This window comes from Bradyrhizobium denitrificans, assembly GCF_013179005.1.
In the GTDB taxonomy this organism is placed as follows: Bacteria; Pseudomonadota; Alphaproteobacteria; order Rhizobiales; family Xanthobacteraceae; genus Bradyrhizobium; species Bradyrhizobium denitrificans.
The window spans coordinates 1-14,820 of sequence record NZ_JABFDP010000006.1 but is presented as its reverse complement, the minus strand read 5'-3'; the positions used below and the strand labels follow the sequence as shown (position 1 = coordinate 14,820).

Below are 14,820 nucleotides of genomic sequence, written 5' to 3'. Positions count from 1 at the left end.
CGTTTCGAGAGATCGGTTGCCCTCCTCTGAGCTCGACCAGGCATCTTCCATGCCGCGCGCCCTCAGCGCCGCGCCGACGATGGATCATCTCGACCAGCTGGAGGCGCAGAGCATTTACATTCTCCGCGAGGCCTTTGCACGGCTGAAGAAGCTCGCTTTGCTGTGGTCGCTGGGAAAAGATTCCAATGTGATGATCTGGCTCGCGCGCAAGGCCTTCTTCGGCCGCGTGCCGTTTCCGGCCATGCATGTCGATACCGGCAAGAAGTTTCCGGAGATGTACGCCTTCCGCGACACTTATGCGCAGGAATGGGGCCTCGATCTCCGCGTCGAACCGTGCCCGCCGATCGACGCCGTCGATCCGACATTGCCACCCGCAGCGCGCTCGGCCGCCCGCAAGACCGAGGGCCTGAAGATGGCGCTCGCCAAGCACGGCTTCGACGGCCTGATCGCCGGCATCCGCCGCGACGAGGAGGCGACCCGCGCCAAGGAGCGCGTTTTCTCGCCACGCGGCGCCGAGGGCAATTGGGACGTGCGCGACCAGCCGCCGGAATTCTGGGACCATTTCAACGCCTCGCCGCCGCCGGGCGCGCATCTGCGCATCCATCCGATCCTGCATTGGACCGAGGCCGACATCTGGGCCTACACCGCGCGCGAGAACATTCCGATCATCCCGCTGTATCTCTCCAAGAACGGCAAGCGCTATCGCTCGCTCGGCGACCAGGACATCACGTTCCCCGTCGCCTCCAATGCCTCGAACATCGCCGAGATTCTGGCCGAGCTCGAGAGCACCAAGGTGCCGGAGCGTGCGGGACGCGCGCTCGACCACGAGACCGAGGATGCGTTCGAGCGGCTTCGTGTCGCCGGCTATCTGTGAGCGGAGCGAGGCAATGAACATGCGCGTCCCCTCCGCCGCCCCCGCCACGCCGAACGGCACCACCCGCCCGCAGGTCAGCATCGTCATCGTCGGCCATGTCGATCACGGCAAGTCGACCCTGGTCGGCCGCCTGCTGCATGAGACCGGCAGCCTGCCCGACGGCAAGCTGGAGATGCTGCAGGCGGTCTCCGCCCGCCGCGGCATGCCGTTCGAATGGTCGTTCCTGCTCGACGCGCTGCAGACCGAGCGCGACCAGGGCATCACCATCGACACCACCCAGATCCGCTTCCGCACCAATGCGCGCGAGGTCGTGCTGATCGACGCGCCCGGCCACGCCGAATTCCTGCGCAACATGATCACCGGCGCCTCGCAGGCCGACGGCGCGGTGTTGATCATCGACGCGCTCGAAGGCGTGCGCGACCAGACCCGTCGCCACGGCTATCTCTTGCACCTGCTCGGCGTGAAGCAGGTCGCCGTCGTCGTCAACAAGATGGACCGCGTCGATTTCGGCCAGGACCGCTTCAACGAGATCAAGACCGAGATCTCCGCCCACCTCGAAGGCCTCGGCGTCAAGCCGGTCGCCGTAATCCCGATCTCGGCGCGCGACGGCGATGGCGTCGCCCAGCACACCTCGCGCATCCGCTGGTATGACGGCCCGACCGTGGTCGAGGCGCTCGACGGCCTGGAGCCGGCCAAGCCGCTGTCGAGCCTGCCTCTGCGCCTGCCGGTGCAGGCGATCTACAAGTTCGACGACCGCCGCATCGTCGCCGGCCGCGTCGAGGCCGGCGAACTCCAGACCGGCGACGAGATCGTGATCATGCCGGCCGGCAAGATCGCCAAGATCAAGACCGTCGAGGGCTGGCCGCAAACCCCGGTCACCGCGCCGCAAGGCGCGGGCCGCTCGGTCGGCATCACGCTCGACCGTGAACTGTTCATCGAGCGCGGCGACGTCATCGCCCATGTCGGTCGCGAGCCGCAGGCGGCGCGGCGGCTGCACGCCCGGATCTTCTGGCTGCACGACCAGCCGCTCGCCAAGGGCGACAACATCCTGGTGCGGCTCGGCACCCGCGAGGCGCGCGGCAGCGTGGTCGCGATCGAGAAGGCGGTCGATCCGGGTTCGCTCTCCAACGAAGAGAACGCCGCGATCGCGCGCAACCATGTCGGCGAGATCGAGATCGCGCTGACCCAGCCGGTCGCTGTCGATCCCTACACCGAGAACGCGCGCACCGGGCGCCTCGTCATCGAGGTTCAGGGCCGCATTGCCGGCGGCGGGCTGGTGCTGTCGATCGCGGCCGGCAAACGCGCCACGCCGGTCGACATCATGCCGGTGGAGTCGGCGCTGCAGCCGCAGGAGCGCGCCGACCGCTATCGCCACAAGGGCGCCGTGGTGTGGATGACCGGGCTGCCGGGCGCCGGCAAGTCGACCTTGGCGCGTGCGCTGGAGCGGCGGCTGTTCAGCCGCGGCGGCAACCCGGTGCTGCTCGACGGCGACACCCTGCGCGCCGGCCTCAACAAGGATCTCGGCTTCACGCCGGAGGACCGCGCCGAGAACATCCGCCGCCTCGCCGAGGTCGCGACCCATCTCGCCCGCAACGGCCAGATTGCGATCGTCGCCGCCGTGTCGCCGGCGCGCGACGACCGTGCCGCGGCCCGCCGCATCGCCGGCGATCTGTTCCGCGAGGTCCACGTCGCAACACCGGCCGAGATCTGCGAGAGCCGCGATCCCAAGGGCCATTACGCCAAGGCCCGCGCCGGAGCCTTGCAGAACTTCACCGGCATCGGCACCGACTATGAGCCGCCGCTCGACGCGGAACTCGTGATCGACACCGCCACACGCGGCATCGCCGACGCGACCGACGAATTGGAAGCACTGCTCTCGAAGACCGGCGTGCTGTTCGACGACATCGCCGATCTCGGCGCCAATATCTGAACTCGACCAGCGTCTCCCCCCGGAATCGGGCATTGTTTCCGGGGTGAGCTCTCGCCGTCTCCACCGCTGTCATGCTCCGCGAAGGCGGAGCATCCAGTACTCCGCGGCAGAAGACATTGAACCGGGATGTCACGGCGGACTGGAGCGTCCGCCGGAGCCTGTTCTCGGGCTCGCCAAAGGCGAGACCCGGGGGCGAACAGCAGAGGCCAAAATCTCGAGATCAGCTTAACCACGACAATGGAGTCGGTGGAGTCGGTCGGGCAGGACTTTCCTTCGATGTCGCCGCGTCAGAGCGCACCGACATAGGCGGTGAGATCGTCGAGCTCGGCGTCGGTCGGCTGCCGCGACTCCATCTTCTTGGCGTAGACTTCCCACATCATCTTCACCGCCTCGCGCAGCGAGGCGGTGCGGCCGTCGTGGAAATACGGCGCGGTCGACGCCACCGCGCGCAGCGCCGGCACCTTGAACTTGCCGCCGGTGCCAATGTCGTCGCGGCTCTTCTTGTCGAAGCTCGTCAGTTGATGGCAGGTGCCACAGCCGCCATCGTTGAGATAAAGCTCGTAGCCACGCTTCACCGCCGCGCTGGCGTCGGCCGTCGGCGAGCCATCCTCCTTGAGCTGCCAATTCGCCGGATATTTCAAGGTGCGCACATAGGCGACGAGGGCCGCCAAGGTCTCCTTCGACGGCTCCGGTCCCTTCATGCGGTTGACGATGATGCCGCGGATGCTGTCCTCCAGGGTCGCAGCCTGGCCGGTCCAGCCGAACACCGAGCGCTCGCCGACGCCCCAGAGCGTCGGCGTGTTGCGGCCATTGGGATCGCCATCGGCGACCACGTCGAGCCCGACATAGGTCTTGTTGTTGGTATGCCCGGTCGAGAAGTGGCAGGTCGCGCAGGACGCCTTGCTGCCGCCGGACAGGCTGGCGTCGTTGAACAGCTGCAGCCCCTTGGCCGCGAGCTCTGCCTCGGAGAGCTGGGCCGGCGGCGTCTCAGCGGCAGCAGCGACCTGCGGTGCCGCCTTCGGCTTCTCCGTCGCCGCAACCGCATGTGGCGGCTGATGCGCGGCCCGGTGCGGATCCCGATTCGTATCCTTGGGCTTTTGCCCTATCGCCGCAGCAAGCAGCGACAAGGGCTTCCCCACAATGGCAGCAAAATGCGGCGGCGTCGGCTTTGGCTCTACCGCAGCAAGGTATGGCGCAACGGACTTGTCGGCCGCCAGTGCGGGCAGAGCGAGCAGGCCAAGACACAACACGACCAACCGCACTCCAGTCACCGACATGACTCGTCTCCCCCGCACCCTCTACATGCAAATCATTGTTGATAGCTTTTACGTCCGAAGTAGGACTGTGCGGCGGCGAGGAATCGACGCGCGAGTGTCGGCCGCCGCACAACCGATGGCGGTCGGGTCTCGATCGCGCTTGGCCATCGGCGCGGCTGCCGTCAGCGTCGCATCCGTGTGATGGGCGTCACGGTCGATGCGGGCGGGGCGTCCTAACGCTACGCCCACGGCCAGGGCGCTGAGCAAGCCGCGCAGCGGACACGTCGTCCAGGCCGACCGGCTATCCATCCTCGGCGCTGATTCACACACTCAAGGAGAGGTCACCATGTCGCGCTCCACCGTCACCAAGATTGGCTTCGCTTTGTCTCTCATCATCACCAGCCTCGGCGCGATGTCGCAGGCGCAGGCCGGCGGCGCCTACGGACCCGACACCTGCAAGGTCGGCTATGTCTGGCGCGAAGCCTATCCCGGCGACCACACCTGCGTGACACCGGAGCAGCGCGCCCGCGCCGCGCTCGACAACCGCCAGGCCGGCAACCGCGTCAGCGCCACCGACCGCACCTATGGCTCCAGGACCTGCCGTCAGGGCTACGTCTGGCGCGAGGCCTATGTCGGCGACACCACCTGCGTCACCCCCGAGCAGCGCGCCCGCGTGAAGTACGACAACGCCCGCGCCAACGGACGATATCAATAAGGTCGTTCGAGACTGCTGGCAGGGCGGATGAGCAACGCGTCACCCGCCCTTTTCAGCTGCCGCGCCGACGCCGCATGCTTAGGCGTTGTGAGATTGACGAAACCTGGGGCGAGCAAGGCGGCACCGAGAGTCGGCGCGTCTTTGCCATCGCATGAGCTGTTCACGCCGGCTCCGTCCGCTGGCGAAGTCCAAACATCGCCCCGCGTCGATCCATCGACGGCAGGCGAAGCGACGTTGCCGCGGCGGTTGCCAGCACGGCGACGACGATCCCGGCGATCACGTCGATGAAGTAATGCCCACCCACCAGCGGCGTGACCACCAGCATGCCACCATTGGTGACGATCGCGATCGGCCGGCTCCACCACACGCTCCAGCATCCCCAAAGCGCCAGCGCCGCCGCCGCTGCATGGAAGCTCGGGAAAGTCACGATACCTCCCAATTGCGTCACGTTGAGCGCCCGCAGCGATCCGTCGCGCACGAACGGCAGACGATCGAGCTGCACCAGATAGCCCGTCGCCCGGAAGTCCGCCGTCTCCGGTGGCAGGCCGTAATGCTGGTAGGTGCCGACAGCCGGAAACAGCGCCGACACCAGCGCCGTCACGAACACCGCAATCACGCAGGCCAGCGTAAACTGCTGAAGACGGAGAGGGTTCTTCGTCAACCCGAGCAACAGCGGGACGCCGAGGCCGAGCCATCCGATCATCGCATAGAACATCGGAACGTAGCGCAGCAGCTCCGGTTGCGAGACGAAGTAGCGATAGTAGCCCGGCCAATCCAGTCCGAGCAGCTCGTCGAGCCGGGCCAGGCTGTGATCCTGCAGCGGCAGAGCCGCCGATGCCGCGATGTAGGAGAGCGGCGTGCCGCAGAGGAATAGGATGTTGAGCTGGGCCAGCGCGAGCAGCACGAAGGCCGGCCGCAGACCCCACGACCACCGGGAGATGACATAGCCGACCGCAGCGAATGCGGCCGCTGTTTCGACCGAGGCCAGCAGGCCACTCTCGACGACAAACGAGAACTGCGAGCTCGCCATGCAAATCGCGACGATCAGATAGATCGCAACGAGTGCCAACCATGTGGCGACATGCAGACGCCGCGCGTGATTCAGCTCCGTATCAGCGTTCATCATCCCCACCCCCGGTGACACCCGTAATTATACGGTAACAATCTAAGGTGAGGTTAATTGAGGTTGCACAACTCTATGCAACGCACGTTGGGGCTGAGAATATGCGATCGCGCGCAATGGACACGGCGTTGCCTCGGCCTGCCATCCGTCTTGAAAGACAGAGTCGAACGCATCGCTGCCGGGCCGGCACACGGGTGGCATGACGCACCTGCGCGATGCGCGGGCGCGCATTTGCTTACCCTACGAACGACAACCTAATGACGAAGCACGGGCGTGCGTTCGTAGAGATCGGCGATACGGCAGCTGAGGCCGAAGCCGGGCAGCGACAGCTCGGCTTCGGCGCTCTGCAAGATCGCGGACGTCCAGGCACCGTCGACCTTCAGATCGAGTGTGACCGCCATTCGATCCTGCGCGATGACAAGCACGGCGCGGCAATGCGGAGGCCCTCGGTACAGGTCACGCTTGACCTCGATCCAGCGCCGGTCGGTGACCCTTCAAATGCAAGATCAGGCATGAACGGCTCTCGCGGTTGATGTGCGATCGAGGGCTGGCGCCCAGTAGCTGTTGAAGCCAGCCGCTTGAACTTCTGTTGCAGGAAACCCGAATTCGCCTGCGCTATCAACCTGATTTGCCCTGTCCAGTCCCCAAGGCAGAAATATTCCTATTTCTTTTTTTCAGAATCAATGCTTATGTCTTCGCGTCCCGTCCCACACGAGGGGCGTTTCGCGACCGTCACGGACGTCGGGTGCGGGATGCGGTGGGCGCTTTGGGCTGCGGCGTGAGCGATCAGGCTGGCGGACAGTCCCTAAGGCGCACGGCCAAGCCGTGGGGTCCTGGCATCCCGATGCTGATGCCACGCAAGCGACGACGCTGACGCGTCGCGCGGGCAACGGTGACCAGAAAGCCCGGCGCACCGGGGAGACCACGGAGCAACCGTTAAAGCCATCGCGCAGGGAAGGCCGGATGTCCGGCTCGTACCTGTGGTGACTGCCGCCTGCTTTTTTGTCTGCAGGCGGGCCATGGGTGCAGCCCGCACCCGGCCTTCCCAGCGCCTCTCGTGTTCGAGAGGCCGCACATCAACAAAGCTCGGACGCGGTCAGGCGTCGCGAGGACGAAGGTGATTGTCCGCAGATGCAGAATCTGACGTGGGCCATGCAACCTCAAGGGGCATTGCGAGCGAAGCGAGGCAAACCAGACTGTCGCCGCCGCGGCAGCCTGGATTGCTTCGTCGCTTCGCTCCTCGCAATGACGGCGAGCGAATGCCTGGACATCAGGGACGACAGATCGCCCCCGCCCCCGGACGACCGCGCCCGGAACCATCCCTGCCCCAGACCAACGGCGATACCCCTCCCCCCTTCCTTGGACCCCGCTTTGGCGCTAAATGCACTGCACGCGCCGCCCCCCGAGGCGGCGATTTCAGCACGCCCAAAACACGCGCAACGTCGCTTTGACCCGAGAGAAACGTCTCATCATGACCCGTATCGACGCCCACGGACTGAAGATCGCCCCGGTTTTGTTCGACTTCATCGCCAAGGAGGCGGCACCCAAGACGGGGATCGATCCGGACGCGTTCTGGGCCGGCGTCGCCGCCATCCTGCGCGATCTCGCCCCGAAGAACCGCGCGCTACTTGCCTACCGGGACGCCCTGCAGGACAAGATCGATGCCTGGCACCTTGCCAACAAGGGCAAGGCCTTCGACCTCGGCGCCTATAAGGCGTTTTTGAAGGAGATCGGGTATCTCCTGCCGGAGCCGGCGACCCACAAGGTCGAGACCGCCAATGTGGACGAGGAGATCGGCAAGATCTGCGGCCCGCAGCTGGTGGTGCCGCTGACCAACGCGCGCTACGCGCTGAACGCCGCGAACGCACGCTGGGGCTCGCTTTACGACGCCTTCTACGGCACCGACGCCATCCCGCATGATCCGAGCGAGGGCGGAAAGGGCTACAACAAGGCGCGCGGCGACAAGGTGATCGCCAAGGCCAAGGCGTTTCTCGACGCGGCTGCGCCGCTCGCCACCGGCAGCCATACCGACGTGACCGCCTACAGCGTGATCGCGGGGCAGCTCTCGGCCAAGCTCAAGAGCGGCAACGCCACGGCGCTGAAGGATGGCGCGCAGTTCGCGGGCTACCAGGGTTCGGCGGAAGCGCCCAGCGTGATCCTGCTCGCCAATAACGGCCTGCACATCGAGGTGGTGATCGATCGCAGCCACGTCATCGGCAAGGACGATCCGGCCGGCGTCTCCGACATGATCCTGGAGGCCGCGGTCTCGACCATTCTCGACATGGAGGACTCGGTCGCCGCGGTCGATGCCGAGGACAAGGTGCTGGTCTATCGCAACACGCTCGGCCTGATGAACGGCACGCTGTCGGCCGATTTCGAGAAGGGCGGCAAGACGCTGACCCGCGCGCTGAACAGCGACCGCAGCTACACCACGCCGTCCGGCGGCACGCTGACTTTGCACGGGCGCAGCCTGCTGCTGATCCGCAATTGCGGACATCACATGTTCACCGACGCCGTGCTCGACGACAAGGGCGAGGAGGTGCCGGAAGGCATTCTCGACGCTGCCGTGACCGGCCTGCTGGCGATCCACGACCTCAAGGGCCATTCCAAGGTCAAGAACAGCCGCACCGGCTCGATCTACATCGTCAAGCCGAAGATGCACGGCCCCGACGAGGTCGCGCTCACGGTCGAATTGTTCGCGCGCGTCGAGAAGCTGCTCGGCCTGCCCGAGAACAGCATGAAGGTCGGAATCATGGACGAGGAGCGCCGCACCACGGTGAACCTCAAGGCCTGCATCCAGCAGGCTTCCAAGCGCATCGTGTTCATCAATACCGGCTTCCTCGACCGCACCGGCGACGAGATCCACACCTCGATGGAAGCGGGCCCGATGATCCGCAAGAACGAGATGAAGGCGCAGCCCTGGATCAAGTCCTATGAGGATTGGAACGTCGACATGGGCCTGACCTGCGGCCTTCCGGGCCACGCCCAGATCGGCAAGGGCATGTGGGCCGCGCCGGACAAGATGGCGGACATGCTGGCGCAGAAGATCGGCCACCCGCAGGCGGGCGCGACCACCGCCTGGGTGCCGTCACCGACCGCGGCGACGCTGCATGCCCTGCACTATCATCAGGTCAATGTGCACGCCCGTCAGGCCGAGCTCACCAAGGGCGGCCCGCGCGCCAAGCTCGGCGACATCCTCACCATTCCGGTGTCGAACTCGAACTGGGCCCCCGACGACGTCCGCCAGGAGATCGACAACAACTGCCAGGGCATCCTCGGCTATGTCGTGCGCTGGATCGACCAGGGCGTCGGCTGCTCCAAGGTGCCGGACATCCACGATGTCGGCCTGATGGAGGATCGTGCGACCTTGCGCATCTCCAGCCAGCATCTTGCCAACTGGCTGCACCATGGCGTCGTCACCAAGGACCAGGTGATGGACTCGCTGAAGCGCATGGCCGTGGTGGTCGACAAGCAGAATGCCGGAGATCCGCTCTACAAGCCGATGGCGCCGGCATTCGATGGCGTCGCGTTCAAGGCGGCGTGCGATCTGGTGTTCGAAGGTCGCACCCAGCCCAACGGCTACACCGAGTACATCCTGACCGCGCGGCGCCGTGAGGCAAAAGCGCAGGCCTGACGACAAGCCCCGGCTCAGCCGGGGCTTTTTTTACTCAGCATGAGGTAACATGATCCCGCTCATATCACCGCGATGTATCGCAGCAGCGAGATCACCCCGAGCACGATCACGACGACCCGGCAGATCTGCTTGGCCCGTCCGTCGATCGGCAGCAGATTGATGAGATACAGGATCAAGAGAACGACGAGGAAGGTGACGAGAGCACTGATGAGCATGGAAGGCCCCTGAGAGATGGAGAATGCGCTGGCGCTCCTCTCCTAACCCGCTCAGCCGCGCGAAGTTCCGCAGTCGGAACTTCAGCATTTGCCCCTATCCGTAGTTCCACGGGCCAGCGGTGCATCCAGTCTTTTACTGGTTTTACTGTCGAATGGGCCGTGAATCGGAGATCGAAATGCTGAACCGCCTGACCATTTCGTCGCTGCTGAAGACGGTCATCATCACGGCCGCCCTCGCTGTGATCACCATCTTCTCGCTGAACGCCTGGAATTCCTGGAATCGGCTGCAATCCGCTCAACGGATCGCAGGCGTTGCCGAGGTCTCGGGCGTATTGTTCAAGGCCATGAACAGCATGCGCAGTGATCGTTCGACCACGATCCGGGTCCTGAATGCCGATCAGGCGATGGATGGCGACACGGAGAAATTCCTGCGCTCCGCGCGTGACATCTACGTTCCTGCGCTGAACCGCAGTCTCGAACTGCTGCGCGGCATCGACTTCCAACAGAATGAGAACCTGATCGCCGAGCTCGACCGGCTCAACAAGACGCTGAGCGCGGAGCACAGCGAGTTCTGGAGCGAGATCGTCAAGCCGAAAGCGGCTCGCCGCGCTGGCCTACCCAAGGAGTATGGCGAAACGTTCGACGCGCTGCTGGCCCTGCTCGACAAGATCACGGCGAATATCGCCGCCAGCGTCAATCATCAGAGCGCGACCGTCGACCAATTGCTCATGATCAAGCAGATGGCCTGGCTGATGCGAAACACGGCCGGTGAGGCATCGCTCGTCGTGAGCAACGCGCTGGCGGCCGGCAAAGTGTCGCCCGAGGCGGTGTTGGCCTACACCAAGCTCGTCGGTGGTATCGAGACCGGATGGAAGGCGGTCCAGCTCGCCACCTCCGGCATGAACCTGCCCCCGGCGCTTTCGGCGGCGATGTCGAGCACGGAGCAGGCCTACTTCACGCCGGAATATGCCGGCCTGCGCGAACGTCTGCTGGCGGCTGTGCAGAAGGGCGAAAAGCCCGAACTGACGCCATATCAGTGGAGTCCGTTCTCCGTGAACAAGATGACGAGCGCGGTCGCGCTGGCCGAGGCGGCGCTCGACGCAGCCAAGGAGTACTCCGCAGCGCAGCAGAGCGTTGCAATGACGTCGCTGATGCTCCAGCTGACACTCCTGCTCATCGCCGTCGGGCTGGGCGGCGCGTCCATAGCCGCCGTGAGCGGCCGGGTCATCCGGCCGTTGCACCGGATGCGTGACGCCATGCTGGCGGTCGCTGGGGGAGATCTCACTGTCGATACCGGCTACACGCAGCGACAGGACGAGATCGGCGCGCTCGCCGGTGCCCTCGAGACCTTCAAGCAGCAGGCCAATGAGAAGATCGCAATCGAAGCCCAGGAACGTGAGCGCAACGCCACCGCGGCGGCGCGCCAGCGCGCGATCGAGACCTATGTTGCCGAGTTCGAGGGGCTGGTGCGCGAGTCGCTCGAGCAGCTTGGCCGCGCTTCCACCGACATGCAGGCGACGTCGTCCGGCCTGACCAATGTCTCGCGGCAGACCAATGCCCGCGCCGAGGTGGCTGAGAAGGCCTCGAACGATGCTTCGATGAGCGTGCAGACGGTCGCCTCCGCGGCGGAGGAACTCAACGCCTCGATTGCCGATATCAGCAAGCAGGCCTCGCATGCCGCCGGCATCGCCAGCCGCGCCGTGGAGCAGGCGCGCATGACCGACGGCACCGTGCAGGGCCTGTCGCAATCGGCCAACCGCATCGGTGAGGTGGTGGGCCTGATCAACAGCATCGCCTCGCAGACCAATCTGCTGGCGCTGAACGCCACCATCGAGGCGGCGCGTGCCGGCGAGGCCGGCAAGGGCTTTGCCGTCGTGGCCTCGGAGGTCAAGACCTTGGCGAGCCAGACCGCCAAGGCGACCGACGAGATCTCCGAGCAGATCTCCGACATTCAGCGCGTCGCCAATGATGCGATCGATGCGATCCAGCGCATCGGCGGCATCATCGGCGAGGTCAACGAGGTCGCCACCGCGATTGCCGCCGCCGTGCAGGAGCAGGGTGCAGCAACGCAGGAGATCTCGCGCAGCACCCAGTTTGCCGCCGACGGCACCAAGAACGTCTCCGACAACATCACCGGGGTGAAGTCCGACGCCGACGCCGCAGCCGCCGCGGCCGAGAACGTCCGGCACGCCTCCGAGACGCTGGAGAACCAGAGCCGAAATCTCCGTCACCAGGTCACGGACTTCCTCAGCAACATCCGCGCGGCATGAGGCGCCGGGTCAGTCGGCCGCCATCAGCGGGGCTCGCTCATACTTCGCGCGTAGCGATGCCGGCGCCGGCGAGAAGTTGAGCTCCGCGCTCTTGCGGCCTGCACTGCGGTTCGCCACCTTGAGGCCGTCGTCGCTGGCCACGATGTCGCCCTTGCGCAGGGTCGGGTCGTTGTCGATCGAGACCTGGGCGAGGCCGAAATGGTCCTTGCCATTGCAGGTGCAGCTGTCGACCACCTCGGTGCGATAGCGGAAGGCGTTGGGCAGCGCCGAATAAGGCTTGCCGCTCTCGGTCTCGGCGCCGTCGATCGAACTGCCATAGACGATCTCGGTCTTGGCGGCCGGGCAGAAGCTGTTGCAGGCCGCTTCCTTGCTCTGGTCGCCGGTGGCGCCGAGCGGGAAGTAGCGGCCATCACAGGTCCGGACGCACCAGGCGACACTGCCGCCGCCACCGCGGGAGGTGGCCTCGCCACGCGGCGCCGGGCGCGGCGCAGGCGCTTCGTCGGCGAACGGCATCCGGACGTAGGGCTGCGGCGCCTGCCGGGCATTGAAACCGCCGAACAGCGCCGAGAAAAAATCCTGCGCACGCGCCGCGCTCGGCCCGGACAGCGCGGCAGCTGTCGTGATGGTTGCCACCGCGATGGCCGCGCATATGCTTCGACTGGTCATGGCTCCGCTCTCCGATCAGTTCACGGCCGCCACCGGCAGCGACATCGCCTGCCGCCCGGACGGCAGCGGGGTCCCACGCCCCGGTGTCGTGCGGGCCTGCAGCGACGCATTCTTCGGCAGCACGACGACCTTGCTGCCCAGCTGCACCCGGCTGAACAGGTCGGTGACGTCCTCATTGGTCAGGCGAATGCAGCCCGAGGAGACGAACTTGCCGATCGTGGTCGGGTCGTTGGTGCCGTGGATGCGGTATTCGCTGGAGCCGAGATACATCGCGCGCGCACCGAGCGGATTGCCTGGACCGCCGGCCATGAAGCGCGGCAGATAGGGCTGGCGCGCGATCATCTGGGCCGGCGGATGCCAATCTGGCCATTCCGCCTTCCGGGTGATGGTCTGCACGCCGGTCCAGGTAAAGCCCTCCCGGCCGACGCCCACGCCGTAGCGCAGCGCCCGGCCACCGCCGAGCACGTAGTACAGATAGGTGTTGCCGGTATCGATGATGATCGTCCCCGGCGCCTCCCGCGTATCCAGGTTGACGATCGTGCGGCGCAGCCGCTCCGGCAGCAGGCTGTCCTCGTCCTGCGCGGTGTTGGGCGATCTCGACTCATCGGGAGGAAAGGTCTGCTGCTCGATCGGCGCGTAACCGAGGCTTTGCGCGCGAGCATCTGTCACGGCAGGCCCGAGCAGGAGAGCGACAGTACCGGCCATCACGATGGCGGTCCGCCGCGAGAAGCGGCGCGCGCCAGAAACAAGCTGTGTCATGGAGTGCCCCTGTCAAACGAGCATCGCGGTGCGACGCATGATTGCTTCTCCAACGCCCATCGGCGCGCCGCAGTTCCGGCCCGATGTGGCTCCTCTACATCAGTCAAGCCAGCAGGCCCTCACGTTCACGCGACGGAACCCGATGCCACCTTCGTGTGTTTGCGCAGAACAGAACGTCGCCGGCGGGAGAGCTGCGCGCGAGAACTCCATCGGGGGAAACAATGGTCCGTGTACTTCCCACCGAGCGGGTGACGGCTGGCGGCAACGACAGCTCAGCCCTGACCGAGAGCCGTCACGAGCTCCCTCCCGTCATCAAGCGCGCCGAGATCGTCGCCGTCGCCCTGGTGATTCTGACGGCGATCTGCGTCACCGGCGTCCTCTATGTCGCCAAGGGATTCTTTCTTCCGATCGTCATGGCATTCGTGGTCGGAACGATGCTGTCGCCGGCGGCCAACTTCCTTGAGCGTCATCGTGTGCCGCGCGGTGTCGGCGCGGTGCTCATCGTGATCGCGGTCGCCGCCGGACTGGCCTTCATCATCGGCCTGATCTCGGCGCCCGTGCTCGACTGGACCAACCGACTTCCTGAACTCGCCACCCAGCTCAAGGCCAAACTGCACGTCTTCGATCGACCGCTCGCGATGTGGCATGAGATGCAGGCGGCGATTGGCGGCGGCAGCGCGCAGGCGCCTCCGAGCCTCGAGCTGCCGAAATTCGACTGGGTGCAACCGACCATCGAGTTCCTGTCGCCGACCTTTACAGAATTCCTGCTGTTCTTCGCGACGCTTGTCCTGTTCATCGCGAGCTGGCGCGATCTGCGGCGTACCCTGATCATGACCTTCGGAGACCATGATGCGCGATTGCGGACGCTGCGCATCCTCAATGAGCTCGAACTGCATCTCGGCAATTATCTGCTGACCGTTACACTCATCAATACGGGCGTTGGCGTCGCGACCGGGCTCGCCTGCGCGCTCACGGGCATGCCCAATCCCGCCGGCCTCGGCGCGCTCGCCGCCACGTTGAATTTCATTCCGATCATCGGGCCCATCGCGATGTTCTGCGTCCTGATTCTGGTCGGCTTGATCGCATTCCCGACCTTGAGCGGCGGGATGGTCGCGCCCCTCATCTTCGCCGCGATCACCTTCATGGAGGGGCATTTTGTGACGCCGACGATCATCGGCAGACGCCTGGCCCTCAACGCGCTCGCCGTGTTCATCGCGCTCGCCTTCTGGACGTGGCTATGGGGTCCGATGGGCGCCTTCCTTGCCTCGCCGCTGCTCATCGTGGCGCTGATCGTGAAAGAGCACCTGCTGCCGGACACTTCGCCGCAACTACCCGCCGACTAGGGCGTGGACTCATAAACCCTGGTCCAGAGGCGGGT

12 protein-coding genes are annotated in these 14,820 nt (G+C 65.6%); 6 read left to right on the top strand and 6 right to left on the bottom strand.

The features are described 5' to 3' along the window. Nucleotides 1-49 precede the first annotated feature (49 nt). Both cysD and cysC read left to right on the top strand, forming a co-directional pair. Nucleotides 50-874: a sulfate adenylyltransferase subunit CysD gene (gene cysD / locus HL671_RS07450; protein WP_012046802.1), complete on the top strand. Its 825-nt coding sequence runs from the start codon at nucleotides 50-52 to the stop codon at nucleotides 872-874. A 13-nt stretch (nucleotides 875-887) separates the two neighbouring features. Then, a complete protein-coding gene (gene cysC, locus HL671_RS07445) occupies nucleotides 888-2,804 on the top strand; it encodes an adenylyl-sulfate kinase (RefSeq protein ID WP_172236031.1) in 1,917 nt (638 codons plus the stop codon). 287 nt (nucleotides 2,805-3,091) lie between these two features. On the opposite strand, the gene HL671_RS07440 is transcribed toward cysC, so the two are convergent. Next, the gene (locus HL671_RS07440) at nucleotides 3,092-4,081 is read right to left on the bottom strand and encodes a cytochrome-c peroxidase (RefSeq protein ID WP_172236030.1); all 990 of its coding nucleotides are present in this window, start codon (nucleotides 4,079-4,081) and stop codon (nucleotides 3,092-3,094) included. Nucleotides 4,082-4,406: 325 nt separating this feature from the next. Between HL671_RS07440 and HL671_RS07435 the strand changes: the two genes are divergently transcribed. After that, nucleotides 4,407-4,775: a hypothetical protein gene (locus HL671_RS07435; RefSeq protein WP_012046805.1), complete on the top strand. Its 369-nt coding sequence runs from the start codon at nucleotides 4,407-4,409 to the stop codon at nucleotides 4,773-4,775. A 160-nt stretch (nucleotides 4,776-4,935) separates the two neighbouring features. Here the strand turns inward: HL671_RS07435 and HL671_RS07430 are convergent, their stop codons facing one another. Further along, complete coding sequence (locus HL671_RS07430) at nucleotides 4,936-5,898, bottom strand: phosphatase PAP2 family protein (protein WP_172236029.1); 963 nt, start codon at nucleotides 5,896-5,898, stop codon at nucleotides 4,936-4,938. A 254-nt stretch (nucleotides 5,899-6,152) separates the two neighbouring features. Beyond that, nucleotides 6,153-6,299 (bottom strand): hypothetical protein, encoded by a 147-nt coding sequence (locus HL671_RS37955; protein ID WP_210263803.1) that lies wholly within the window; start codon nucleotides 6,297-6,299, stop codon nucleotides 6,153-6,155. 1,070 nt (nucleotides 6,300-7,369) lie between these two features. Here HL671_RS37955 and HL671_RS07420 point away from each other — a divergent pair. Next, nucleotides 7,370-9,532 (top strand): malate synthase G, encoded by a 2,163-nt coding sequence (locus HL671_RS07420; RefSeq protein ID WP_172236028.1) that lies wholly within the window; start codon nucleotides 7,370-7,372, stop codon nucleotides 9,530-9,532. A gap of 59 nt (nucleotides 9,533-9,591) precedes the next feature. Here HL671_RS07420 and HL671_RS07415 read toward each other — a convergent pair whose 3' ends face one another. Then, nucleotides 9,592-9,747, bottom strand: coding sequence for a Thivi_2564 family membrane protein (locus tag HL671_RS07415; protein WP_172236026.1), 156 nt, complete (start codon nucleotides 9,745-9,747; stop codon nucleotides 9,592-9,594). A gap of 176 nt (nucleotides 9,748-9,923) precedes the next feature. On the opposite strand from HL671_RS07415, the gene HL671_RS07410 reads away from it, so the two are divergent. Continuing rightward, nucleotides 9,924-12,017 (top strand): methyl-accepting chemotaxis protein, encoded by a 2,094-nt coding sequence (locus HL671_RS07410; protein WP_172236025.1) that lies wholly within the window; start codon nucleotides 9,924-9,926, stop codon nucleotides 12,015-12,017. A 9-nt stretch (nucleotides 12,018-12,026) separates the two neighbouring features. Here HL671_RS07410 and HL671_RS07405 read toward each other — a convergent pair whose 3' ends face one another. After that, nucleotides 12,027-12,683: a DUF2865 domain-containing protein gene (locus HL671_RS07405; protein WP_012046811.1), complete on the bottom strand. Its 657-nt coding sequence runs from the start codon at nucleotides 12,681-12,683 to the stop codon at nucleotides 12,027-12,029. Between the two features lie 15 nt (nucleotides 12,684-12,698). After that, nucleotides 12,699-13,442, bottom strand: coding sequence for a L,D-transpeptidase (locus tag HL671_RS07400; RefSeq protein ID WP_172236024.1), 744 nt, complete (start codon nucleotides 13,440-13,442; stop codon nucleotides 12,699-12,701). A 221-nt stretch (nucleotides 13,443-13,663) separates the two neighbouring features. On the opposite strand from HL671_RS07400, the gene HL671_RS07395 reads away from it, so the two are divergent. Next, nucleotides 13,664-14,785, top strand: a complete 1,122-nt coding sequence (locus tag HL671_RS07395) for an AI-2E family transporter (RefSeq protein WP_172236023.1) — start codon at nucleotides 13,664-13,666, stop codon at nucleotides 14,783-14,785. Nucleotides 14,786-14,820 lie beyond the last annotated feature (35 nt).

Bases quoted from the DNA above. Each gene is read 5' to 3' on its own strand.
- cysD (WP_012046802.1), top strand. From the start codon at position 50: ATGCCGCGCGCCCTCAGCGCCGCGCCGACGATGGATCATCTCGACCAG.
- cysC (WP_172236031.1), top strand. From the start codon at position 888: ATGAACATGCGCGTCCCCTCCGCCGCCCCCGCCACGCCGAACGGCACC.
- HL671_RS07410 (WP_172236025.1), top strand. From the start codon at position 9,924: ATGCTGAACCGCCTGACCATTTCGTCGCTGCTGAAGACGGTCATCATC.
- HL671_RS07435 (WP_012046805.1), top strand. From the start codon at position 4,407: ATGTCGCGCTCCACCGTCACCAAGATTGGCTTCGCTTTGTCTCTCATC.
- HL671_RS37955 (WP_210263803.1), bottom strand. From the start codon at position 6,299: ATGGCGGTCACACTCGATCTGAAGGTCGACGGTGCCTGGACGTCCGCG.
- HL671_RS07395 (WP_172236023.1), top strand. From the start codon at position 13,664: ATGGTCCGTGTACTTCCCACCGAGCGGGTGACGGCTGGCGGCAACGAC.
- HL671_RS07405 (WP_012046811.1), bottom strand. From the start codon at position 12,683: ATGACCAGTCGAAGCATATGCGCGGCCATCGCGGTGGCAACCATCACG.
- HL671_RS07420 (WP_172236028.1), top strand. From the start codon at position 7,370: ATGACCCGTATCGACGCCCACGGACTGAAGATCGCCCCGGTTTTGTTC.
- HL671_RS07440 (WP_172236030.1), bottom strand. From the start codon at position 4,081: ATGTCGGTGACTGGAGTGCGGTTGGTCGTGTTGTGTCTTGGCCTGCTC.
- HL671_RS07430 (WP_172236029.1), bottom strand. From the start codon at position 5,898: ATGAACGCTGATACGGAGCTGAATCACGCGCGGCGTCTGCATGTCGCC.
- HL671_RS07415 (WP_172236026.1), bottom strand. From the start codon at position 9,747: ATGCTCATCAGTGCTCTCGTCACCTTCCTCGTCGTTCTCTTGATCCTG.
- HL671_RS07400 (WP_172236024.1), bottom strand. From the start codon at position 13,442: ATGACACAGCTTGTTTCTGGCGCGCGCCGCTTCTCGCGGCGGACCGCC.